20 protein-coding genes are annotated in these 22,549 nt (G+C 71.6%); 7 read left to right on the top strand and 13 right to left on the bottom strand.

Annotation, left to right across the window (positions count from 1 at the left end; all coding sequences use genetic code 11):
* Positions 1 to 28 precede the first annotated feature (28 nt).
* The 8 genes from OG521_36765 to OG521_36730 all read right to left on the bottom strand — a co-directional run bounded on the left by OG521_36765 (position 29) and on the right by OG521_36730 (position 6,176).
* Positions 29 to 475 carry a nitroreductase family deazaflavin-dependent oxidoreductase gene (locus tag OG521_36765; protein ID WUW26022.1) on the bottom strand — a complete coding sequence of 149 codons (447 nt, stop codon included), beginning with the start codon at positions 473 to 475 and terminating at the stop codon, positions 29 to 31.
* A gap of 176 nt (positions 476 to 651) precedes the next feature.
* Positions 652 to 1,623, bottom strand: coding sequence for an alpha/beta fold hydrolase (locus OG521_36760; GenBank protein ID WUW26021.1), 972 nt, complete (start codon positions 1,621 to 1,623; stop codon positions 652 to 654).
* 128 nt (positions 1,624 to 1,751) lie between these two features.
* Entirely contained in the window at positions 1,752 to 2,264 is a 513-nt protein-coding gene (locus tag OG521_36755) for a GNAT family N-acetyltransferase (GenBank protein WUW26020.1), read from the bottom strand.
* 112 nt (positions 2,265 to 2,376) lie between these two features.
* Positions 2,377 to 2,892 (bottom strand): lytic polysaccharide monooxygenase, encoded by a 516-nt coding sequence (locus OG521_36750; GenBank protein WUW26019.1) that lies wholly within the window; start codon positions 2,890 to 2,892, stop codon positions 2,377 to 2,379.
* 275 nt (positions 2,893 to 3,167) lie between these two features.
* The gene (locus OG521_36745) at positions 3,168 to 3,887 is read right to left on the bottom strand and encodes a DUF4230 domain-containing protein (GenBank protein ID WUW26018.1); all 720 of its coding nucleotides are present in this window, start codon (positions 3,885 to 3,887) and stop codon (positions 3,168 to 3,170) included.
* 115 nt (positions 3,888 to 4,002) lie between these two features.
* Positions 4,003 to 4,518, bottom strand: coding sequence for a DinB family protein (locus OG521_36740; GenBank protein ID WUW26017.1), 516 nt, complete (start codon positions 4,516 to 4,518; stop codon positions 4,003 to 4,005).
* A 41-nt stretch (positions 4,519 to 4,559) separates the two neighbouring features.
* On the bottom strand, positions 4,560 to 5,342 hold the full coding sequence (locus OG521_36735) for a DUF4389 domain-containing protein (protein WUW26016.1): 783 nt from the start codon (positions 5,340 to 5,342) through the stop codon (positions 4,560 to 4,562).
* Between the two features lie 159 nt (positions 5,343 to 5,501).
* Entirely contained in the window at positions 5,502 to 6,176 is a 675-nt protein-coding gene (locus OG521_36730) for a VanZ family protein (GenBank protein ID WUW26015.1), read from the bottom strand.
* A gap of 143 nt (positions 6,177 to 6,319) precedes the next feature.
* Here OG521_36730 and OG521_36725 point away from each other — a divergent pair, with 143 nt between their 5' ends.
* The 3 genes from OG521_36725 to OG521_36715 all read left to right on the top strand — a co-directional run bounded on the left by OG521_36725 (position 6,320) and on the right by OG521_36715 (position 10,088).
* Positions 6,320 to 7,849: an SDR family oxidoreductase gene (locus tag OG521_36725; protein WUW26014.1), complete on the top strand. Its 1,530-nt coding sequence runs from the start codon at positions 6,320 to 6,322 to the stop codon at positions 7,847 to 7,849.
* Positions 7,850 to 7,916: 67 nt separating this feature from the next.
* On the top strand, positions 7,917 to 9,290 hold the full coding sequence (locus OG521_36720; protein ID WUW26013.1) for a DNA photolyase family protein: 1,374 nt from the start codon (positions 7,917 to 7,919) through the stop codon (positions 9,288 to 9,290).
* 108 nt (positions 9,291 to 9,398) lie between these two features.
* Positions 9,399 to 10,088, top strand: coding sequence for a DUF1275 domain-containing protein (locus OG521_36715; GenBank protein WUW26012.1), 690 nt, complete (start codon positions 9,399 to 9,401; stop codon positions 10,086 to 10,088).
* 179 nt (positions 10,089 to 10,267) lie between these two features.
* Here OG521_36715 and OG521_36710 read toward each other — a convergent pair whose 3' ends face one another.
* Together OG521_36710 and rpmG are read right to left on the bottom strand one after the other, a co-directional pair.
* A complete protein-coding gene (locus tag OG521_36710) occupies positions 10,268 to 10,531 on the bottom strand; it encodes a type B 50S ribosomal protein L31 (GenBank protein ID WUW26011.1) in 264 nt (87 codons plus the stop codon).
* 62 nt (positions 10,532 to 10,593) lie between these two features.
* Positions 10,594 to 10,758, bottom strand: a complete 165-nt coding sequence (gene rpmG, locus OG521_36705; GenBank protein WUW26010.1) for a 50S ribosomal protein L33 — start codon at positions 10,756 to 10,758, stop codon at positions 10,594 to 10,596.
* Positions 10,759 to 10,978: 220 nt separating this feature from the next.
* Here rpmG and OG521_36700 point away from each other — a divergent pair, with 220 nt between their 5' ends.
* Entirely contained in the window at positions 10,979 to 11,272 is a 294-nt protein-coding gene (locus OG521_36700) for a hypothetical protein (GenBank protein ID WUW26009.1), read from the top strand.
* Between the two features lie 345 nt (positions 11,273 to 11,617).
* On the top strand, positions 11,618 to 13,087 hold the full coding sequence (locus OG521_36695; protein ID WUW26008.1) for a SpoIIE family protein phosphatase: 1,470 nt from the start codon (positions 11,618 to 11,620) through the stop codon (positions 13,085 to 13,087).
* A gap of 79 nt (positions 13,088 to 13,166) precedes the next feature.
* Here OG521_36695 and OG521_36690 read toward each other — a convergent pair whose 3' ends face one another.
* The gene (locus OG521_36690; protein WUW26007.1) at positions 13,167 to 14,663 is read right to left on the bottom strand and encodes a hypothetical protein; all 1,497 of its coding nucleotides are present in this window, start codon (positions 14,661 to 14,663) and stop codon (positions 13,167 to 13,169) included.
* Positions 14,664 to 14,894: 231 nt separating this feature from the next.
* Here OG521_36690 and OG521_36685 point away from each other — a divergent pair, with 231 nt between their 5' ends.
* Entirely contained in the window at positions 14,895 to 16,028 is a 1,134-nt protein-coding gene (locus OG521_36685) for an aminoglycoside phosphotransferase family protein (protein WUW26006.1), read from the top strand.
* Between the two features lie 119 nt (positions 16,029 to 16,147).
* Here OG521_36685 and OG521_36680 read toward each other — a convergent pair whose 3' ends face one another.
* Positions 16,148 to 17,479 (bottom strand): N-acetylmuramoyl-L-alanine amidase, encoded by a 1,332-nt coding sequence (locus OG521_36680; protein WUW26005.1) that lies wholly within the window; start codon positions 17,477 to 17,479, stop codon positions 16,148 to 16,150.
* Between the two features lie 401 nt (positions 17,480 to 17,880).
* Here OG521_36680 and OG521_36675 point away from each other — a divergent pair, with 401 nt between their 5' ends.
* Positions 17,881 to 20,094: a germacradienol/geosmin synthase gene (locus OG521_36675; protein WUW26004.1), complete on the top strand. Its 2,214-nt coding sequence runs from the start codon at positions 17,881 to 17,883 to the stop codon at positions 20,092 to 20,094.
* Here the strand turns inward: OG521_36675 and OG521_36670 are convergent.
* Positions 20,070 to 22,325: a glycoside hydrolase family 95 protein gene (locus OG521_36670; GenBank protein ID WUW26003.1), complete on the bottom strand. Its 2,256-nt coding sequence runs from the start codon at positions 22,323 to 22,325 to the stop codon at positions 20,070 to 20,072. The genes OG521_36675 and OG521_36670 overlap by 25 nt on opposite strands.
* Positions 22,326 to 22,549: the final 224 nt, after the last annotated feature.

Below are 22,549 nucleotides of genomic sequence, written 5' to 3'. Positions count from 1 at the left end.
GGCGTTTCGGCCCGTCCGTCCCTGCCGCTCAGTGCGGGGTGTCCGCCGGTTCCAGGACGAGGACCGGGATCTGCCGGTCGGTCTTCTTCTGGTAGTCGGCGTAGTCGGGGTACGCCGCCACGGCGCGCTCCCACCACTGCGCCTTCTCGTCCCCCGTCACCTCACGGGCGGTCATGTCCTGGCGGACCGGCCCGTCCTGCAGTTCGGCGCGCGGGTCGGCCGTGAGGTTGTGGTACCAGACGGGGTGCTTCGGCGCCCCGCCCTGCGAGGCGACCACCGCGTACGAGCCGTTGTGCTCGACCCGCATCAGGGGTGTCTTGCGGATCTTCCCGCTCCTGGCGCCCAGCGTCGTCAGGACGATGACGGGCATGTCCCGCAGCGTCGTCCCCTCCGTTCCGCCCGAGCTCTCGTACTGCTCGACCTGGTCACGAACCCATGGGGTGGGGCTCGGCTCGTACTCGCCCTGGAGCGGCATGGCAACTGTCCCGTCGTCGGTGTGCGGCCGCGGCGACGTGTCGGCCGCGGACCCTCATCATGACTTCAACACCGCCGGCCGACGGAAAATCCGGGCACGGCCGACGTGTCGCGCGAACGGTCCGCCGCCGTCGGCGCGAGGAACCGGCCCTGCTGGCAAGGGAGTCCGGGCGACGGTCAGCGGGCGAAGCTGTCGCGGCGGCGGGCGGACGACACGAGTCCGCCGCCGAGGAACACGGCGAGCCCTGCGGCGCAGCCGGTCAGCGCGAGGACGAGCGTTCTGGTTCCCGTCGCGGCGAGGGGCCGCTGTGCGGGAGGGGTGTCTCCTGCGGCGGCGAGGATGAGGTCGGTGACCGCGTCGGGGCGGGAGGCCATGGCGACGTGCGAGGAGTTCACCTCGACGGTGTGGGCGTGGGCGCGGTCAGCCTGGAAGCGGGCCAGACGGGGCGGCACGATCCTGTCGCCGGTCGCGACCAGCGCCCAGGAGGGGATGGTCCGCCAGGCGGCCGCGGCGGCCCTTTCCCCGAACGCTGATGCGTTCAGGGGGCGTTGGGAGGCCGCCATGACGGCGGCGGCCGCTCGGGGCCGGTCCGCGGCGACGAGGGCGTGGAATCTGGCGTTCTGGATGTAGAGGTCGGCGCCCGGTGTCCCGTCGGCGTTCCGGACGGGTGTGCGCCTGAGCGCCGCACCGAGTCCGCTGCCCGGGAAGCGCGAGCTGAGTGGTCCGAGCGCCTCGCCCCGGTCCGGCATCAGGGCGGATATGTAGACCAGGGACGTGACGTGCGGATTGCCCGCTGCCGCGACGCCGATGACCGCTCCCCCGTAGCCGTGGCCCACGAGCACGACGGGGCCCGTGATGCGCTTGAGCACGTCGGCCGCTCCGGCGGCGTCCGCAGCGAGGCCACGGAGCGGGTTGGCGGGGGCGACGACCGTGTATCCGTGGCGCTGCAGTCGCTCGGCGACCGCGTTCCAGCCGGACGCGTCGGCGAAGGCGTCGTGCACCAGCACCACCGTCGGCCTGGGGTGCCCGTCCTCGCCCCGGGCGGCCGCGGCGGGTGCGGCCGCCCCGTACAGCACTGCGGTGAGGGCGGCCGCGAGGGCACATCCGCGTCGCGTACCCCGCTGGCCGAGGAAGGCCGGTATGCGCATGCCGATCCCGATTCTTCAGACGCCGTGACGCCCTCAGCGTCGCCGGACCCGGCCGGTGCGGCGCGGCCCGGGGAGCACGCGGGTGACGGCGGCGGCCATCCGGGTGCCGCTGGCCGCCCGGCGCCGGGTCATTCGGTGTCGGCGTACCCGAGGGTCCGGTTCATCCCGATGGCGCTGTCGTTCGCCGGATGGTGGAAGGTACGGATCCGCCGCACGCCGCTCTCGGCGGCGAACCGCATCCCGAACGTCTTCATCGCGAGCGAGATGCCGCGGCCCCGGTGGGCCGCCCGCACCCCGGTCATCTCGTTGAACAGGAAGTCCCCGTGGTTCGAGGTGGCCGCCATGCCGATCCACTCGTCGCCGTCCAGGGCGATCACGACGCCCCGCGGATCGTACGAAGGGGTGTCGAAGCGGCGTGTGCAGAACTCCTCGTACGAGAAGAACTCGCCCCGCTCCGGGATGTCGGCCGAGCACTCCTTGTTGAGTGCGTACAGCGCACGCCGGTGCTCCGGGGTGTCCCCCAGATCGGCGAGGGTGGTCAGGCGGATGCCCTCGTCACGGCACTTGGTCACGTGCCGCTCGAACCGGTCCGTGTCGAAGGCGGCCAGGTCGAGTTCCAGCCTCACCCAGGTGTCGGCCATGATGCGTCCTCCATCCGTCCCGCACGCCGGGACGAGAGGTTCGCAGGCCGGCGCCGTCGTCGGAGCCCCCACCCTACGCAGAGCGGGGGCTCCTGTTCGTACCGGTGTCCGGTCAGCTGACGTCGACGTCGATGCAGGCGTAGAAGGCGTTGGACGTGTCTGCGATGTTCCACACCGCGAGGACCTTCTGCTTGCCGGTGTGACTGCCGAAGTCCACCTGGTGGGTGACGGTGGCGCCGGGCTGGGCGCCGTTGTCGTTGAACTCGGCGATCTTCTGGCCTCCGGCGAAGTACTGCCAGGTGCTGGTGGAGTGGCGGGCGGTGAGCACCCACTGGAAGGAGGTGCTCCGGCTCACCGGGGTGACGTGCCAGCCCTTGGAGTCGTCGTCGAGATCGGCGAACCTGCTGTTGCCGCCGCTGCAGCTGGTCAGCCCCTTGGGGCCTTCCACGCTCTGGGGTTCGTACGTGATGTCGCCGCAGCTGACGGTGCCGGCGGCACACTGCGCCTGCCTGCTGGGCGGCGAGGAGATGTAGCCGTGGGCGCTGGCGGAGCTCACCGGGAGGGTCAGGGCGAGGACCGGTGCGAGTACGGCACCGATGGCTGCTGCGGTCTTCCTTTTCGCGTGCATGCTTCTCCTTCACATGAGGCGTCGCTGCGCGCGGGCGGACCGTGGGGGGTCCGGGAGCGGCAGACCGGCCTCTCAGGTGTGGGGCCAAGAGGCGCGAAGGGCACGGCAGGATGCGTGGCCGGACAACCCGCTGGAACGCGGGCTTCCGGCGCCGGCCCTGCACTTGGCCTAGACCATACCCATCGAGGGATGACCGTCAAGGGCGCCGCGGAGAAGGGGAGTTCACGCGTGTGGCCGGTTCTGGGCCCTGTCGGCCGTGATCCGCCGGACAGCCCTCAGCGGGGTGCCTCGCCGTAGTGGACGGTGACCTTCTCGAAGCCGAGTGAGCCGAGCAGTCCCTGGAGCATCGCGGTGGTGTTCTTCTCGGCGCGCTGCGTCAGGCCGCTCTCCTTGGCCGCTTCACCGATGTGCTGGGCGGCGAGTTTGTTGACCGCCTGCTCGCTGCCCGGGTTGTCGGAGAAGAAGTCCCCGATCCGGTCGAAGAGTCCGCGCTGCTTGGACACCGCGTACGAGCGGTCCGGGTCGAGTGCGGCCTTGCCCAGGACGGCGTGCGGCAGCCTGATCTCGGCCTCCGTGCGGTCGTCGTTGACGACGACGCCGTTGCGCGCGGTCCTGCCCAGGTCCACGGAGGCGCCGACGGTGCCGGCGCCGACGTACAGCGTGCGCGAGCCGCGGATCGCGTCGGGGAGGAACTTCGTGTCCTTCTCCAGGTCGACGACGACCTGGAAGTTGCCCGCCGCCGCCTCGTACCGGCTCATGTCCTGGATCGACTTCAGCACGGCGGGACCCGAGCGGTCCCGGGTCTCCTCGCCGAAGACGTCGGAGAGCCCCGGGAGCAGGCTGAGGCGGGTGCCGAGGAGCAGCAGGACGAGGGCGGCCGCGGCGATGGCCGCGATCCTCCCCCATCGATGGGTGCGGCGGTCCCGGACGCGGCCGGGGGCTGCGGTGTCGTCGGGCTGTCGGGACTGGTCCGTTGCCGGGTCGGTGGACGTCATACTCTCCGTGTGACCCGGCACGGGGGATTCACGCCGCCTGCCGGTGCGAATTGCGTCAGGTTCCGTACGGCGGCGCAGACGCACCGGACGTACCGTCACCGTTCGCCGCAGCCCCTCACGCCCCGGTGACCCCGTCCAGCCGCTCGCGCACCAGGTCGGCGTGGCCGATGTGGCGTGCGTACTCGCCGATCATGTGGACGTGTACGAGCCGCAGCGAGAAGACCTCGCCGTCGTGGACGAAGGTGTCGTCGAACGAGGCGCCCGCGACGATCTCGTCCGCCAGCCGGCACTCCTCGACCAGCCGGGCGTAGTCCTCGGCGGCCCGGGCCGGGTCGAGGTCCTCGAAGTCCGCGTCCCTGCCCTTCTCCGGGTCGTACATCGGGGCGAGGTCCTCACCGGCGAACCGCTGCCGGAACCAGGTGCGTTCGACCTTGGCCATGTGGCGGACGAGTCCGAGCAGCGAGAGGTTCGACGGGGGCGTGGTCCGCTCGGCGAGCTGTTCGCCGGTCAGGCCGGCGCACTTCTGGAGGAGGGTGGCGCGGAACCAGCCGAGGTATCCGGTGAGCATGTCCCGCTCTTGGGCGACGAGTGAGCCGCCCATGCGTTCGGCTTCAGGTGCTGTCCATGTCATCGGGTGATCATGCCTGCATGCGGGTGAATCGCACGAGCGCTTTATCCCCGCGCGTGGTAGTCGCTGTCGTCGGACGACGAGCGGGTCACCGACGTCGTCACGCTGCTGACGAGCCCGAGGACGAGGAAGAGGACCAGCAGCACCTTGCCCGCGGTGCTCATGACCAGGGGGCGGGTCGCGGACCGTCCCTGCTGCTGCGGTACGGACAGGGCGTCCTCGCCGAAGAACCCCTTGGGGTAGGCGGGGGTGAGCATCGAGAGATAGGCGGACACCCGCATCTCGTAGCGCAGGGTGGCCGCGGTCGCCTCGAACAGGGGGCGGGGCATCCGGCCCAGGATCAGCGTGATCAGCCACCACACGACCGCCAGGACGCACCAGCCGGACGTGGCGAGGCTCTGCAGGATGGCGGCGGGAATCACCAGGATCAGCCGGAAGAACACGGCCAGCCGGTTGAGCCGCGTCGGACGGACGTCGATCGCGACCGGGTAGCCGGACGGCTGGGTCAAGGTGAACGGCGGATAGCGGTCGACGAGGAGCATGCCGCTCGCGGCGACCCGGGTGCGGTAGGCGAGGACCGCCGCGAGGAAGCGGAAGACGGGTTCGGGCAGCCGGCCCAGGACGAGGGCCGCGAACCAGCCGAACACCACGGTGAAGAAGGCCGCGATCTCCAGGACGAACAGCACGATGAAGTGCGGGATCAGCAGGAGGAGGCGGACCAGGACGGTGAGCCGCCGCTGGCGCGTGGGCTCGATGATGTCCAGGACGGGCAGGAATTCGTCCGCGTCCCCGGTCCTTCGCCCCGGGCTCCATTGCGCGTCGGCCATGTCGCTTCTCCTCGGCAGGTGGTCCGTACGCCTGCGGGAGATGCGGCGTCACAGTCACCCCACGCTGGGACCGCCGGGGACGGCCTGCAAACGGCCACGGTCCGATCGGGTGCCACGGCCGGGGCCCGGGCGGCTGCTCCGCCGGGCCCCGGCCGTGGGTCAGCCCTTGCGGACGCGTGTCCGGGTGAAGCCGGCCCGTACTCCCTGGCGCACCCGCGTCCAGGACGTGGCCGCCCGGCCGGTCGGCTTCCCGGTCCGGGGACGGGCGGGCTTCGGACGCGGTTTGCGCGCCGGAGCCTCCTTCTTGCGGGCCGGAGCCGGCTCGGGCTCGGGTCCGGCGGCGAGCACGTGGTAGCGGTGGCTCAGCCGCCGCCCCACCAGCAGATAACCGAGCAGCGCGCCGGCCGTGTTGAGGATGACGTCGTCGATGTCGAACGCGCGCCCAGCGACGAGGGCTCCCTGCACCAGTTCCACCACGACGATGACCAGGACGGTCAGCAGCACCATGCGGACCATGCGCAGCCGCCGCGGCACGAGGATGGGCAGCAGAACGCCGAACGGCATGCCCAGCACCAGGTTGCCGCCCGCCTGTTTGCAGGCGGCGAGGAACGTGTAGTCCTCGGCGTACTGCCGCAGCGAGCGCCCCGGGCGCAGGTTCGACGTGACGATGTCCTCCGACGCGGGCGACGGTGTGAGCGTCACCTTCGCCAGGACGACGGAGAAACCGACCATGGCCAGGAGGGCCAGTACCAGGATGCTGACCTGGAGCAGCACACGGCCCCATGTCCTGTGCCGCGTTCCGTTGCGCGGACCTCTTCCAGCCTCTGCATTCATGGCCGACAGTTGCCCACGACCGGCCACGTCACACCTGCCGGCGGCACACTGCGTCGCGGCGGATCGGAAGCCAGACTGGTCGGAGCGGGCCGGTGTGCGAGCAGTACGCCGGACACGGCAGGACCGACTGATGCGGAGACCCCATGACGAGCGACCGCGGGAATCAGCCGCTGCACTGTCTGGTCACCGGCGCCACGGGCTACATCGGGGGGCGGCTGGTCCCGGAGCTGCTGGCGGCGGGGCACCGGGTGCGCTGTCTGGCGCGTACTCCGGAGAAGCTGCGGGACTACCCGTGGGCGGGCGAGGTGGAGATCGTCCGCGGTGACGTCACGGACGCGGATTCGCTCGCGCCCGCGCTGCGGGGCATCGACGTGGCGTACTACCTCGTCCACGCGCTGACGTCCGGCGAGGGTTTCGAGGAGACGGACCGCAGGGCCGCCACGGTCTTCGGTGAGCAGGCGCGTGCCGCGCACGTCGGCCGGATCGTCTACCTCGGCGGTCTCACCCCGTCCGACGTGCCCGAGCACGAGCTGTCGCCCCATCTGCGGTCGCGGGCCGAGGTCGGCAGGATCCTGCTGGACTCCGGCGTCCCGACCGCCGCGCTGCGGGCCGCGGTCATCATCGGATCCGGATCGGCGTCGTTCGAGATGCTGCGGTACCTGACCGAACGGCTGCCCGTGATGGTGACGCCGAGCTGGGTCTCGACACGGATCCAGCCGGTCGCGGTGCGGGACGTGCTGCGCTGCCTGGTCGGCAGCGCCCGGCTGCCGGGCGAGGTCAGCCGCACGTTCGACATCGGCGGACCCGACATCGTCACCTACCGCGACATGATGCAGCGCTACGCGGAGATCGCGGCGCTTCCGCACCGGCTGATCCTGCCCGTCCCGATGCTGACCCCGCGGCTGTCCAGCCACTGGATCGGGCTGGTCACGCCGGTGCCGCGGGCGATCGCGCGCCCGCTCGCGGAGTCCCTGCGGTACGAGGTCGTCTGCCGGGAACACGACATCGCCCGGTACGTCCCCGAAGGTCCCGGGCAGCCGTTCGGCCTCGACAAGGCGCTGGAACTGGCGCTGCAACGCGTCCGGGAGGCCCGGGTCACCACCCGGTGGTCCTCCGCGTCGATCCCCGGCGTGCCCAGCGATCCGCTGCCCACCGACCCCGACTGGGCCGGCGGCAGCCTGTACACGGACGTGCGCGGCCGCGAGGTCGAGGCGTCCGCGGAGGCCCTCTGGCGCGTCGTCGAGGGGATCGGCGGCGACCACGGCTGGTATTCCTTCCCGCTCGCCTGGGCGGTGCGCGGGTGGCTCGACCGGCTGGTGGGAGGTGTCGGCCTGCGGCGCGGGCGGCGTGACACCGACCGGCTGAGGGTGGGTGACTCGCTCGACTTCTGGCGCGTCGAGGAGATCGAGCCTGGCCGCCTGCTGCGGCTGCGCGCGGAGATGCGGCTGCCGGGGCTGGCGTGGCTGGAGATGCACGTGGAGCCCGACGGCCGCGGCCGGGCGCGGTACCGCCAGCGCGCCCTCTTCCACCCGCGCGGACTGCTGGGTCACGCGTACTGGTGGAGCGTGTGGCCGTTCCACTCGGTCGTGTTCGGCGGGATGGCCCGCAACATCGCCCGTACGGCAGAGGGCGCGGCATCACCCGAACGGGCGAGCGCACCGGTGTCACCCTGACCGATGGGCCCGCGGGCGGTCGGGGGACGGCAGCATGGCAGTCCCCGGCCCCCTCAGGAGTAGCGCCATGACCGTAGCGGTCGTCCTGTTCACCGCCGATCTCCGGCTCCACGACCACCCGCCGATGCGGGCGGCCCTCGCGGCGGCTGACGAGGTCGTGCCTCTCTTCGTCCGCGACCGGGCGATCACGGAGGCCGGATTCGGTGCCCCCAACCGACTGGCCTTCCTCGCGGACTGTCTGAGAGACCTCGACGCCGGGCTGCGCGAGCGGGGCGGACGGCTGGTGATCCGCTCGGGCGATGTCGTCGAAGAGGTGGGGCGGATCGTCTCCGAGACCGGCGCCGGCGACGTCCATGTGGCCGCGGGCGTCAGCGCCTACGCCCGCCGCCGCGAGGAACGGCTGCGCGCGGCGCTGGAGTCCGGCGGCCGGCGGCTGCACGTCCACGACGGCGTGGTCACGGCGGTGGCGCCCGGTGCCGTGACGCCCGCCGCGTCGGACCACTTCGCGGTGTTCACCCCGTACTTCAGGCACTGGTCCACGGAACGGATCAGGGACGCGTTCGGCGCGCCCCGCTCCGTACCGGTCCCGGACGGGCCCGGGTCCGAGCCGGTGCCGCTCCGCCCGGACGTGTCCGGGGTCTCGCCGGGGCTCGCCGAAGGCGGGGAACGACAGGCCCGTACCCGGCTGACGGCGTGGCGGCGGCACGGGATCACGGCGTACGAGGACGGGCACGACGACCTGGCCGGGGACGCGACGTCCCGGCTCTCGCCGCATCTGCACTTCGGCACCCTGTCCCCCGTCGAGCTCGTCCACCGGGCCCGTTCCGCCGGCGGGACCGGAGCCGACGCCTTCGTCCGGCAGCTGTGCTGGCGCGAGTTCCACCACCAGGTCCTCGCGGCCCGGCCCGCCGTGTCCCACGAGGACTACCGCACCCGGCACGACCGGTGGCGGTCCGAGGCGGACGCGGCCGAGGAGATCGAGGCCTGGCGGCAGGGGCGCACCGGCTACCCGGTGGTCGACGCCGCGCTGCGCCAGCTGCTCCATGAGGGCTGGATGCACAACCGCGGCCGGCTCCTCGCCGCGGGCTTCCTGACCAAGACCCTGTACGTGGACTGGCGCATCGGCGCACAGCACTTCCTGGACCTGCTGGTCGACGGAGACGTCGCCAACAACCAGCTGAACTGGCAGTGGATGGCGGGAACAGGCACGGACAGCCGCCCCAACCGGGTGCTCAACCCCGTGACGCAGGCCCGGCGCTACGACCCGGACGGCAGCTATGTGCGTCGCTGGGTGCCGGAACTGGCGGGAGTGTCCGGGCCCGCCGTGCACGAGCCCTGGAAGCTCCGGGGGCCGGAGAGCGACCGCCCGGACTATCCGGAGCCGATCGTGGAACTGTCCGACGGGCTGGCCCGCTTCCGGCGGGCGCGCGGCCTGGACTGAGGCCGGGTCCGGACCCGGCACCGCGCCGCGCCGCGCCGCGCCGCGCCGCGCCGCGCCGCGCCGGGGGCAACGTCGCCCGGCCTGCGGGATGGCGGCGAAGATGCTGACGTGCCGACCTCCACCGCCTCCACCGATCCGGCCGGCCGCGACACCGCGGACGATCCCCGCGGGCATGCGGCGCTCCTGCTGCTGTCGGCTGCCTCCGGGGCGGCGGACGCCTTCGTGTTCCTCCGGGTCGGCCAGGTCTTCGCCGGGGTGATGACGGGCAACCTTGTGCTGCTGGGCGCCTCGGCGGCGGGGGCCGGGGAGGACGGAGTCGCGCTGCGCGTGGTCACCGCGCTGGCCGGTTACGGCTGCGGGGTGGCCTGGGGCGCGGTGGCGGGTGAGCGGACGTGGTGGCGGCTGCCGGTGATGCTGCTGGCCGAGGTGGTGCTGCTGGCCGCCGGCGCGGTGCTGTGGGCCTGCGGCGTGATCACCTCGGACGGCGAGTCACTGGGCCTGCTGGTGCTCATGGCGCTGGCGATGGGCATCCAGGGACGGGTGCGTGCCACTCCCACGAACTACTTCACCGGGACGCTGACCTCACTGGTCGGGCGGCTCGCCCGGGGGGCCCTGCGCCGCGGGGACGGCTGGGTCGTCGGCCGGCTGGTCTCCGTGGTGGCGGGTGCGGCGGTGGCCGCGCTGGCGGTGCGCCTGTGGCCGGCGGCCGGGGCCGTGCCGGCGGCCGCGCTGGCCGCTGCGGCGCTGCTCGTCGAAGCGACGGGGCGGCGTGCGGTTCCGGCGCGCGAGGGGCCGTAGGCCCCGGGCAGAAGGAAGCCCCGGCCGGATCGGGGGAATCCAGCCGGGGCGGCTCAGGTGGCGGCGCTCAGCGCATCGTCCACATATAGGTGAACGATAAACCACCGACTCCTGTTCCCGGGAATCCGCACCCCGGACTGTGATCCAGGGCACGGAAGGCCGGGCGGTACGACTCGGCGTCACGCCCCGGGGGCGGACACCCCGGTGCCGTAGCGACGGTTGAACTGCTCGATCCGGCCGGCCGTGTCCAGCACCTGCTGGTTCCCCGTGTAGAACGGGTGGCTCGCCGAGGAGGTCTCCACGTCGATGACGGGATAGCTCCGGCCGTCCTCCCAGGTCACACGCTGATCCGAGTCGGCGGTCGACCGGGTGAGGAAGGCAGCCCCCGAGGCGCGGTCACGGAAGACCACCGGACGGGAGACGGGGTGGATTCGGGACTTCATGGATGTTCCTTCCCTGATGCGGTGGAGTGGGCGGACGGCGGTGCGGCCTGCTCGGCCGCCGGTCAGCGTTCCTCGCGGAACAGCACGTGGCGGCCGGCCGCGGGGTCGAACTTGCGCAGGACCAGCCGGTCGGGGTTGTTGCGACGGCTCTTACGCGTCACGTAGCTCTGCCCCGTTCCGGCGGTCGAGCGGAGGGTGACGACGGGACGGGCTTCACTGCGGGCCATGGGCACCTCCGGACTCGTACAGCGATCCCGGACCCTTGATGGGAACGGGATTCGTTTTCGTTCCGGTCGTGTAACGCGGGCACGGCCCGGAGCATTCCCGCCCCCTCCGCACTCCCGCACGGGGCGCCCAACGCGCTTCCGTGACGCCGTCACGCGGGGCGGCGACGCTCGTTGATCGCTGTGCCCGACACAGCAGAGGACCTCCCGAGGAATGTGAGCCATGCGCCTGAAGAACGCCCTGACCACGCTGGCGGCCACCGCCATGATCGCCGCCTGTTCGATCACCGCGGCCGGCCCGGCGGCCGCCGCGGGTGACACCGCGCCCGCCTGCGTGGCGCGCGAGGTCATCAAGCAGAACAAGACCGCCTGGACGACCAACAACTGCGGCCGCAACATGCACATCCAGCTGGTCATCGACCACGGCCCCGACCGGAGCTGCTGGACCACCACCCCCGGCGAGACCCTCGAATGGAAGTGGAAGATGGGCTCGTACGGCCGTATCGCACTCTGCTGATCCCACCGGCCGCCACCGCCCCGGCGGACCGGACCGGCCGGCCCCGGAGCCCCCGCCGGTCGCGGGGGCTCCGGCCGCATATGCCCCTCGGCCGCCCGCGCGCACCGCGCGCAACCGGCTCGCACAGGCGCTCGACCGTCACCGCGCGCCGGATGACTTGCATCAACACCCGCATCCAGCAAGGGTGTTCGACGGATCGCCGTTCCGGTCAGCCGCTGGCATATGACGGGTGCAAGAACGCATCGAGTGTTGCCAAACCACTTACGGGGTCCCTTCGGCTGTGCAACAGTCGTATTCGGTCCACCCTCAGACCCTGGTTGTACCGCGCCTGTATCGGAGTACGACATGCCGCCCCACCTGTCCGCGGACCGCCCCGCACCCCAGCCGCCCGAGCGCGATGCCGGTGATGCCGTAGACGCGTTGATCAGCCGGACGCGTCGGCTGCGCGGCGACGTGGACGCGGTGCGGCGCGACACCGTCCTGGTCGACGAGGACGACCCGCAGCTGCGCTGGCAGCGCGCGCTCTGCGATCTCGCGGTGCATCAGCTCGACGATCTGGGCGCACATCTGGGACAGCTGAAGGAAGGGCTCTCGCCCGAGGCGGCGGAACAGCTCGCTGCGCGGACGGCCCCGCTGACCGGCCAGGAGCCGATCGCCGACGAGCAGCCGGGCTCCCTGATCGGCCGGGTGGGCAGCGCCGAATGGAATCTGCTCACCGACGAGGTGACCTGGTCCGACGAACTGTTCCAGATCTTCGGCCGCACCGCCGAGGCCGGACCGCTCTCCCTGGACGACCTGCCCGCCGTACTCCTGCCCGAGGACCAGCCGCTGCTCACCGCGCTGGTGACCGACTGCCTCGTCGACGGCAAGCCGATAGACGGTGAATTCCGCATCCTGCGCCCGGACGGGCGGATGCGGAGCCTGCACATGATGGGCGAGCCCGTGCTCGACGCGGACGGCTGCACCGCCTCCATGTGGGCGGTCCTGCGCGATGTCAGCGCGCTGCACCGCAGCCGGCAGACGGTACGCCGGACGCAGGAGTCGGCCCGCCGCCAGCAGGACATCGCCCGGGCCGAGCGCCGGATGGCCATGGATCTGCAGGAGGCCGTGCTCCCGCCGTGGCGGGGCTCGCTGCGCCTCCCGGACCAGGGGCCCGGGGCCCTGGACATCGCGGCCCACTACCTGCCCTCGGAATCGAGCGCCCTGATCGGTGGCGGCTGGTACGACGCGATGGAACTGCCGGACGGCAGGACGCTGCTCACGGTCGGCGATCTCACCGGTCACGGCATCCAGGCCACCTCCGCCATGGCGATGATCCTCGGTGCGCTGCGCGGCATGGCCGTGGCCGGGATCGAACCCGGGGCGCTGATGGGGCACCTCAACCAGTTACTGGAGACATCGATCCAGCCCGCGCTGGGCAGCGCGGTGTGCTGCCGGTTCGACCCCGCCACCCGCAGGCTGGACTGGGCGCAGGCCGGACACCCGGCACCGCTGCTCTTCCGCGACGGGGCCGGGCGCCCGGTCCCTCCGCCGGACGGGGTGCTGCTCGGAGCGGCGTCCGGGGTCACCTACGAGCAGGAAGAACTGCACCTGCTGCCCGGTGACGTGCTGGTCCTGCACACCGACGGGCTGGCCCGGGACAACGGGAACACGCGCAACGGCCTGCGCCCGGGCACGGAGACACTGCTCGGACTCGCGCCGCGCTTCGCCGAGGCCCGTACCGCGCAGGAGTGCGTACGGACCGTCGTCGAGGAGTTCGGCGGCACCGAGCGTCTGGACGACGCGTGTGTGCTCATCGCCCGCATCGGGGCGTAGCGGCAGCACGGACGTACCCCGCGCGACGGCACGGCACGGGTGTCGAGGGACGGCGCCTCCCCGTCGTGGCGCCAGCAGGTCAGATCCCGGAACTCCTGGGCCTCTTGATGATGGAGCTCTGCGGCAGCGAGAGCTGGATCTCCTCGCGCAGGTCCTCGATCTTCGCGTAGCCGGCGAACTGACCGGTCAGCCGGTACATCTCGCGCAGCCGGTCCCAGGTGCGGTGCGAGGAGGTCTCCCCCATCGTCACCAGGGCGAGCCGGGCATAGCGGTCGGCCTGCTCGGGGTCGTCGGCGATGAAGCAGGCCGAGGCCAGCGAGATGTAGTCGAAGATCTTGGACCGCTGGCGTCCGTTGACCCGCAGCTCCAGCGCCTGCTTGGCGTGGCGCTGGGCCATGACGGCCGCCGAGGGGTCGTGCTCGGCCAGCGTGCGGAACGCCAGGGCCTGCATACCGTGCAGATCGGCCTCGTCGAACATCTGCATCCAACTCGGCGGGGGCACGTCGCCCTTGTCCGAGACGAAGAGCTCCTCGGCGCGGCCGAGGGTGCGGCGCATGGCCTGGCCCCGGCCCATGGACGCCTGCGCCCAGGCCTCGATGGTGTGCAGCATCGCCTGGGTGCGCGGCAGGACCATGTCGCCCGAGCCGGACTTGGCGAGCTTCATGAGGTCGAGGGCGTCGTCGGGACGGCCCAGGTGGACCATCTGGCGGGCCGCCCGGGAGAGTGCCTCGCCGGCGCGCGGGCGGTCGCCGCCCTCGCGCGCCGCGTGGGCGGCGATGACGAAGTACTTCTGGGCCGTGGGTTCGAGACCGATGTCGTGGGACATCCAGCCCGCGAGCACGGCGAGGTTGGCGGCGACGCCCCAGAGGCGTCGCTGCAGGTGGTCCGGGTGGCGGTAGGCGAGCATGCCGCCCACCTCGTTGAGCTGGCCCACCACGGCCTTGCGCTGGAGGCCGCCGCCGCGGGAGGCGTCCCAGGCGCGGAACACCTCCACGGAGCGCTCCAGTGCCTCGATCTCCTCCGAGCCGATGGGCGCGGCCTCGTACCGGTCGTAACCGGCCGGGTCCGCGTGCACGGGGTCGTCGATACGTGGGGCGTCGGCCGCCAGTACGGGGTCGGTGTGCAGCCAGTCGTGCATGGGGCCGGCGATCGTGGAGCCGGCGGCGAGCGCGGCGCCCGCGCTCACCAAGCCGCGTCGGTTGAGCATGAGGTCCATTCCCGTGAATTCGGTGAGGACCGCTGCCGTCCGCTCGGGCGCCCACGGGAGTTGGTCGGGATTGTGTTCCGTCCCGGTCTCCTGCCGTTTCCCCACACGCCCGCGTCGGCCGAACCCGAGGTCCTCGATGGTCACGACACGACCGAGCCGCTCGGTGAACAGGGCCGCCAGCACCTTGGGCACGGGATCGCGCGGGGACTCCCCCATGTCGATCCAGCGCCTCACCCGCGAGGTGTCGGTGGCCAGTTGGGGGTGGCCCATGGCCGCCGCCTGCCTGTTCACCATTCTCGCGAGTTCACCCTTGGACCAGCCGGCAAGGCCGAACAGGTCGGAAAGGCGGGTGTTGGGTTCTCCGGTCACGTCAAGCCCCCAGGTTCTCGGCTGTGTTGACAGTAACCCCCTGTCAGATGCCTTGCGACTATTCGCCAGGCTTCGCCAGGGGTCGCCACGTGGTCTGCCACGGGCGGTCCGGTGTCAGGTAGGAGTGCGCCACCCCGCCCGGCAGCCCTAGGTACTCCCCAGGGTGCCGAACGGCCGCCGGCCGGGGCGGCGCACGCAACTTGTCGGCGCACGAAGGGATCTGTCTCGCCCATGTACACAGCATCGTCCTCCGTGTCCGCCCCGCCCCGGCCGCTTCGCCCCCTCGGGGCGGGCGGCGGACCGTATCTCGACCCCCGCGCCGCCGCACCGGCGCCCGGCATCGGTCGGACCCGGCGGATGGCAGGGCCGGGCGCCCCTTCGCTCAGCGGAAGACTGGACCTGTCCGGCCCGCAGGGCGCGCAGCTGAGGATGGCGATCGCCTCGGTGCAACGGATCTGCCCCGAGTTCAACCCGGTGCAGGTCCTGCGGCGGAGCGGCCGTTCGGTGCTCCTCGTCGGTTCCACCGGCCGCGCCACGGCGGTCGCCAAGTGTTTACTGGACCACTCCCCCGCGTGGTCGGAGCGTTTCCGCCACGAAATAGCGGCATACCGGGCGTTCGTCCGGCACCGCCCTCCGGTCCGGGTGCCCCGGCTCATCGCCGCGGACCCCGAGAACTGCACCCTGGTCATCGAGCGGATGCCCGGCCGGGTGGCGGCGCTGACGAGGCACCCGTCGGAGGCTCCGCCCCGGGCGGATCTGCGGGCCGTGCTCGGCGCGGTCAGCCGGGTCAACGCCTGGCGCCCGCCGTCCGGTCTGTTCGACGCCCCGCTGGACTACGCGGCACGCATCGCGCGCTATCACGAGCTCGGTCTGTTCACGGACCGTGATCTGGGCGACCTGCAGAAGCTGCTGCACGGTCTCGCCGGGGGCCGTCAGGGCATGGGCCAGTTCTGCCACGGGGACGCGCTGCTCTCCAACATCCTGCTGTCGCCCACCGGCCCGGTGCTGGTGGACTGGGAGCACGCCGGCTGGTATCTGCCGGGCTACGACCTGGCGACGCTCTGGGCGGTGCTGGGTGACGCGCCGGTGGCGCGGCGTCAGATCAGCCAGCTGGCCCAGGTCGCTGGTCCCGCGGCGCGGGACGCGTTCCTGGTCAATCTGATGCTCGTGCTGACCCGGGAGATCCGGACGTACGAGACGGCTGTCCAGCGGGCCATGCGGGACACCTCCGCGCCCGCCCGCACCGGCCAGGACCGTCCGGGCGCGCTGTCGTCGGGCGAGGAGCAGCGGCTGCTGCTGCGCCGGCTGCACGACGACTGCGCCATGGCGCGGCGGGCCGTTCGAGCCGCGGTCGGCACTCGCTGACCTGACGGACGGGGGATGCGCGCTGCGGGTCCGGTGCCGACACACCGGGCCCGCGGCGCGCGCTGTTGTGCGGTGCCGTCGGGCCGGCAGCCGGGTTCCCGGGTGCCGGCCCGACGTTTTCAGTGGGCGCGGACGATGTCCACGTCGGACGCCTTCACGAAGGCGATGCGGTGGCCGATCTGGACCGTCACGTACTTCTCCTTGCCACGGAAGTACGCGTGGTCCAGGGGGTAGGAGGCGTCGATGGTCGGCGCGTAGAAGAAGCCGGTGGGGGCCTCGCCGCCGCCGGGGTAGGACTGGCCGGCCTTGATGGTGTACTGCAGCGCCGTGCCCACCCGCTGGTCCGCGAAGTCGGCGGGGTACTCGGACTTCTCGGGGTACGCCACCCCGTAGACCGGTACCTCCGCCTTGCCCGCCTTCGGCCTGACGACGTAGCCGGCCGTGGGGGTGGTGGTGCGGGTCCGGGCCGGGGTCTGGAACCAGGCCTTCTTGCCGTACCACCAGATCGCCGTCCAGCCGGGCGCGTGGTCGGCGACGACGGCCTGCTGGGTGGCGCTGATCTTGCTGCCCCAGTCGGCGGCGCAGTTGGTGCCGGGTGAGCCGTCGGTGTGGAGTCCCGGGTCGGAGAAGAGCGGTGAGGCGGTGTCGGGTTCGGTGTGGAGCGGGACGGCGCTGGAGCCCTGGACGGGCAGGTCGATGTTCTTCTCGCAGTCGCGGAAGGCCTGCTTGTTGTCCTTGAACCGGGGGCTGACGGTGATCAGTTCGCTGCTCTTGCGGGCGGTGGGCACGGTGAGTTTGCCCAGGAGCGCCATGAAGCGGTTCCAGTCCCAGTAGGTGCCCGGGTCCCAGTGCATGCTCGCGGTGCCGGCGGCGCTGGTGGGCGGCACGCCGTCGTGGCCGATGATGTGCTGGCGGTCGAGCGGGATGTCGTACTTGGCCGCGAGGTAGCGCACGAGCGCGGCGGTCGAGCGGTACATCTCGGGGGTGTACCACTTCGCACCCTCGGTGGCGACGCCCTCCTGCTCGATGCCGATGGAGTGGGTGTTGAGGTACCAGTTGCCGGCCTGCCAGGCGACGTCCTTGTTCTTCACCATCTGCGTGACATGCCCGTCGCCCGAACGCACCACGTAGTGGGCCGACGTCTGCTTCAGCGGGTTCTGGAAGATCTTCAGGGTGGTGTCGAAGTCCTCCTCGGTGTCATGGAGGACGATGAACTTGATCTTGTTGCTGTGCGGCCGGTCCGCGGTGTCGTAGTTGCCGTACGTCTCCTTGTCGGCCGGGTCGCCGGTCTGCTGGTAGGCAGCCGGGACCCAGTCGCATGCGAGACCGCGCGGGCACTCCGGCCGCACCCCGTCCGCGCCGGCCTGGGCGGCGGGACTGAGCAGCGCGACACTCAGCGCGCCTGCGGTGGTCAACGCGAGTGCGAGTCTGGTCCTCTGCTTGGACGTCATGACAACCCTTCTTGGAGCTGGGCGTTTCCCGAGCCGTGCGTGTCGAGAGGTCTTCGTGTTCCGATCTCGTGTTCGGTGGTGCGCGCACACTCTGTGACCTGAGGTGATCGCTCGTCAAGAGCGTGGTGCAGGGCGCGAGTCGAGCCAGTGGACCAGACCAGTGGCAGGCACTCTGACCTGCGAAGGGAAAGGGGCGGCGGGATTCTGGCGGTGCCGCGTTACCGGAGTTTTACGCAGCGGCGGACCGGCGGTGCGACCGGCCGGCATCCCTCGAACGGGCGTACTCCTGGTGTGATTAATGGCCGCCGCGCGTGCCTCGAACGGCCGAAGGGTAGTGCTCGCGCGGACACCACCGAACCGCGTGACGTGCACGCGGAGGCTCACCGAAAGGCCTGACGCACATGGCACAGCCCTTCACCCTGCCGGACTTCTACGTGCCCTACCCGGCGCGCCTCAACCCGCATGTGGAGGAGGCACGACAGCACACGAAGACGTGGGCGCGGGCCATAGGGATGCTGGAGGGGTCCGGTATCTGGGAGGAGAAGGACCTCGACTCCCACGACTACGCGCTGCTGTGTGCCTACACCCACCCCGACTGCTCGGCCGAGGCCCTGTCGCTCGTCACCGACTGGTACGTGTGGGTCTTCTTCTTCGACGACCACTTCCTGGAGCTGTTCAAGCGCACCCCGGACCGGGAGGGCGGCAAGGCGTATCTGGACAGGCTGCCCGCGTTCATGCCGATGGAGCGTGGTGCGCCGACGCCGGAGCCGGCCAACCCGGTCGAGGCGGGGCTGGCGGATCTGTGGGCGCGGACGGTGCCCGCCATGTCGGACGCGTGGCGGACGCGGTTCGCCGAGGCGACGAAGAACCTGCTGAACGAGTCGCTGTGGGAGCTCGCCAACATCAACGAGGGCCGCATCGCGAACCCCGTCGAGTACATCGAGATGCGCCGCAAGGTGGGCGGTGCGCCCTGGTCGGCGGGGCTGGTGGAGTACGCGGCCGGGGCGGAGGTCCCCGAGGCGGTGGCCGGTGAGCGGGCGCTGCGCGTCCTGCGCGACGCGTTCTCCGACGGCGTCCATCTGCGCAACGACCTCTTCTCGTACCAGCGGGAGGTCGAGGACGAGGGCGAGAACAGCAATGGAGTCCTGGTCCTCGAACACTTCCTCGGCTGCTCGACCCAGGAGGCGGCGGAGGCGGTGAACGATCTGCTGACCTCGCGGCTCCAGCAGTTCGAGAACACCGCGCTGACCGAACTGGGCCCGCTCTGCGCCGGCAAAGGCCTCGACCCGGCCGGGACCGCGGCCGTGCTGGCGTACGTCAAGGGGCTGCAGGACTGGCAGTCCGGCGGCCATGAGTGGCACATGCGCTCCAGCCGCTACATGAACGACGGCGGGGCCGCGCAGGCCGCTCCGGGCTTCGGCATGTCCGCCGCGTCGATCCGCTTCACACCGCGTTCGGAGTCCGCCAGGCTGCGCAGCCTGACCCATCTGCCGCATCAGCGGGTCGGCCCGTCCCTGCTGCCCGACTTCGACCTCCCGTTCGGCACCACCCTGAGTCCGCATCTGGGCGGCGCCCGGACCCGGATCGTCGACTGGGCGGACCGGATGGGCATCCTCGAAGCGCAGCCCGGGGTGCCCGGCTCGCACATCTGGGACGAGGAGCGGCTGCTGGCGATCGACCTTCCGCTGTGCGCGGCGGGCATCCATCCGGACGCCACACCGGACGAACTCGACCTGTCCTCGCAGTGGCTGGCGTGGGGGACGTACGGCGACGACTGGTTCCCGGTGGTGCACGGCCGCACCCGGGACCTGACGGGGGCCCGTCTCGCGAACGAGCGGCTGTCGCTCTTCATGCCGCTGGACGGGTCCGCGCCGCCCGAACCCGTCAACGCGCTGGAACGGGGCCTGGGCGACCTCTGGGAGCGCACCGCCGCGCCGCTGGACGACAGCGGCCGGCGCGCGTTCCGCACCTCGATCGAGGACATGACGGCCAGTTGGCTCTGGGAGCTGGCGAACCAGGCGCAGAACCGGATTCCCGACCCGGTGGACTACGTCGAGATGCGGCGTATGACGTTCGGCTCGGACCTGACGATGAGCCTGTGCCGGCTCGGGCACGGCAGGAGGGTGCCGCCGGAGATCTACGAGAGCGGCCCGCTGCGCTCCCTGGAGAACGCGGCCGCCGACTACGCCGCGCTGCTCAACGACCTCTTCTCGTACCAGAAGGAGATCGAGTACGAGGGTGAGGTGCACAACGGCGTCCTGGTGGTGCAGAACTTCTTCGGGGTCGACTACCCGACCGCGATGGAGATCGTGTACGACCTGATGAAGTCGCGGCTGCGTCAGTTCCTGCACGTCGCCGAGAACGAACTGCCGGTGCTGTACGACGACTTCGGCCTGGACGCCGAGGCGCGGGAGGTCCTCGCCGGTTACGTCCAGGAGCTGAAGCACTGGATCGCGGGCATTCTGATCTGGCACCGGGGCTGCAGGCGCTACCGCGAGGAGGATCTGCGGCGGGGCACCGCGGCCCCGTGGCACCTGGGCGGTCCCACGGGGCTCGGCACCTCGGCGGCGCGGGTGACCTCGCTGTTCGCTCAGCCCTCGGGGGTCAGTGTGTAGCTCTCCCCCGCCTGCGCCCTGATGACCTTCTCGCCGCTCGCGAACAGCGTGCTGCGGACGGTCAGTTCGCGGGTTCGGCTCGCCGTGATCACCGCGCGGCGGGCCTGCCCGCCGGCCCATTCGATGTCGACGGTGAACCCGCCCCGGGCGCGCAGCCCGCGTACCGACCCGGCCGGCCAGGCGGCGGGGAGGGCGGGGAGGATCTCGACGACGTCGTGCTGGCTCTGCAGCAGCATCTCGGCGACGCCCGATGTGGCACCGAAGTTGCCGTCGATCTGGAACGGCGGGTGGGTGTCCCAGAGGTTGGGCAGGGTGGAGCTCTTCAGCTGTTCGGAGAGCATCTTGTGGGCGTGGCTGCCGTCCCGCAGCCGCGCCCAGAAATTGATCTTCCAGGCCTTGGACCAGCCGGTGCCGCCGTCGCCGCGGGCGCCCAGGGAGACCTTGGCGGCCTCGGCCCAGTTGCTGCCGGCTTCGATCTGGCGGCCGGGGTGGAGGCCGAAGAGGTGGGAGACGTGGCGGTGATCGTCGGCCTGGTCGTCCCGGTCGGTCTTCCACTCCTGGAGCTGCCCCCACGACCCGATGCGCAGCCCGGGGTCGAGGTGGTCGAGAGCCGTTTCGAGACGGCTGCGGAAGGCGGCGGAGTCACCGAGGGTGCCGGCGGCCTCCAGGGTGTTGGTGAGGAGGTCGTGGACGATCTGCTGGGACATCGCGGCCCCGGCGGTGAAGTCGCCGTGCTCGGGCGAGTAGCTCGGAGTGACGACGAGGAGGCCGTCGCGCGGGTCGGTGCGCAGGTTGGCCAGCCAGAACTCGGCGGCCTCCTTCATCGCCGGGTAGGCGGTGGTGCGCAGGTAGTCGGTGGAGCCGCTGAAGCGGTAGTGCTCGTACATCTGCTGGGTGAGCCAGCCGGCGGCCTCGGGGAACCAGAACGAGGTGGCCCAGTCGTGGACGCCGGTGAAGCCGTACGGGTTGGTCTCGTTGTGCACGACCCAGCCCTCGGTCCCGAACATCTCCCGCGCGGTCCGGCGGCCGGGTTCGCGCATCGCCTCGACATAGCGGTCGTACGGTGCGGTCGTCTCGGCGAGGTTGGTGGCCTCGGCGAGCCAGTAGTTCATCTGGAGGTTGATGTTGCTGTGGTAGTCGGCGGACCAGGGCGGGGTGGTGGAGTTGTTCCAGACGCCCTGGAGGTTGGCGGGCAGTGAGCCGGCCCGCGAGGAGGCGATCAGCAGGTATCTGCCGTACTGGAAGAAGAGCGCCTCCAGCGCCCGGTCCGCGGGGGCGGTGCCTCCGGTGTAGCCGCTGAGCAGCTGGTCGGTGGGTACGTCGGGGAGCTGCTGGCCGATGTCGAGGGCGACCCGGTCGAACAGGGTGCGGTGGTCGTTCACGTGGGTGTCGCGGACGCTCTCGTACGAGGTCGCCGCGGCGGCGTCGACGGCGGCCGTGACAGTGGCGTGGGGGTCCTCGCCGCGGTAGGCGGGGTACGTGTCGGCGTAGTCGGTGCCCGCGGCGAGGAGGAACCAGGCGTTGTCGGCGCCGGTGACGGTGAGGCTCCCGTCGGCACCGGCGGTGACGTTGCCACCGGTGGCCCGCACCCGGATCTGGGCCTCGAAGCGCAGGCCGTTGTCCTGGAGGGCGCCGCGCACGGTGATCCGGTCACCGTCGGCGGAGGCGGTGAAGTCGTTGCGCGGTGAGGTGTAGCGCAGGGTGAACGTCACCTGTCCCGGCCGGTCGGCGGCCAGTCGTCCGGCGATGACGGAGCCGGGGTGGGAGACGAAGAACTCCCGGGTGTGGGCGACCCCTTCGTGGGTGTAGGCGACGGACGCGAGGGCGGTGCGCAGGTCCAGCCCGCGCCGGTAGGAGGCGTCGGGGGCGGCGGGCGCTCCGGGCACGTCGAGGTGCAGTTCCCCGAGGACCTGGTAGGCGCCGTAGCCGCGGCGCGGCTGCCCGAGTTCGGCGGCCACGGCCTCGGGGCCCAGGCCGCCCTCGCTGTCGAGCCGCTCCTGCACTCCAGTGAGGACGCCTGGCCTGGGGGCGGTCCAGTTACCGAAGTCGTAGCCTCCGGCCGAACCGGGGCCACCGGTCCACAGCGTCTTCTCGTTGAGGGTGAGGAGCTCGGAGGCGAGCGTGCCATGGACGCTCGCGCCCAGGGCCCCGCCGCCGATCGGCAGGGATTCGCGCTCCCAGTCGGCGGCGGGCGCACGGTAACTGAGTACCGGGTTCGGTACCTCCGCCATTCGTCGCCTCTTCACCGATTCATCGGAGGTAACGGCCGCGGCCGCCTCACCGGCGAGAGCAGGAACTCCCAGCGCCAGGGCGCCTGTTGCGCCGATCACTGTCTTCACTGTGGTGCGTCGCGTCATCCCTGAAGTCATGCCGAGGACGCTAGAGGTCCGACGACTGCCTCGACAAGGGGCATGACAAAACGGCCTCCCGAGAGGAGGCCGTGTGTATGTGGAAC

Origin of the sequence: Streptomyces sp. NBC_01463, from assembly GCA_036227345.1 — a bacterium.
Classification (GTDB): Bacteria; Actinomycetota; Actinomycetes; order Streptomycetales; family Streptomycetaceae; genus Streptomyces.
The sequence above is the reverse complement of the archived record's forward strand: the minus strand, read 5'-3'. Positions and strand labels throughout refer to the sequence as shown.